Source organism: Frankia sp. Mgl5, assembly GCF_023242985.1.
GTDB classification, from domain to species: Bacteria; Actinomycetota; Actinomycetes; order Frankiales; family Frankiaceae; genus Parafrankia; species Parafrankia soli.
In genome coordinates this window covers 1-347 of the sequence record NZ_JALKFY010000541.1, presented here as the reverse complement: position 1 = coordinate 347, position 347 = coordinate 1, and the positions used below count along the sequence as shown (strand labels likewise).

The following is a 347-nucleotide window of genomic DNA, read 5'->3' as shown; positions in this document are numbered from 1 at the left end:
CTCAATGGACAAAAGACGTTCATCACCAACGGTATTCAATGCGATCTTGTGCTGGTCGCCTGTAAAACTGATCCAAAAGCGGTTCCTGCCCACCAAGGTATCAGCCTGATTGTAGTGGAACGGGACACACCAGGGTTCTCCCGCGGCCGCAAGCTGGATAAAATCGGCCTGCACAGCCAGGATACAGCGGAATTGATTTTCGCGGACTGTCGGGTACCCGCCGCTAACCTGATCGGACAGGAAGGAAAAGGCTTCAGCTACCTGATGGAAAAATTGCAGCAGGAGCGTTTGGTGGTTGCCATTGCAGCGCAAGTGGCTGCAGAAGAAATGTTGAAAACGACGATCGA

1 protein-coding gene is annotated in these 347 nt (G+C 52.4%); it reads left to right on the top strand.

What is annotated here, in order from left to right:
- The coding region (locus MXD62_RS10530; RefSeq protein WP_248829135.1) for an acyl-CoA dehydrogenase family protein at window positions 1–347 on the top strand (347 nt) is incomplete at both ends.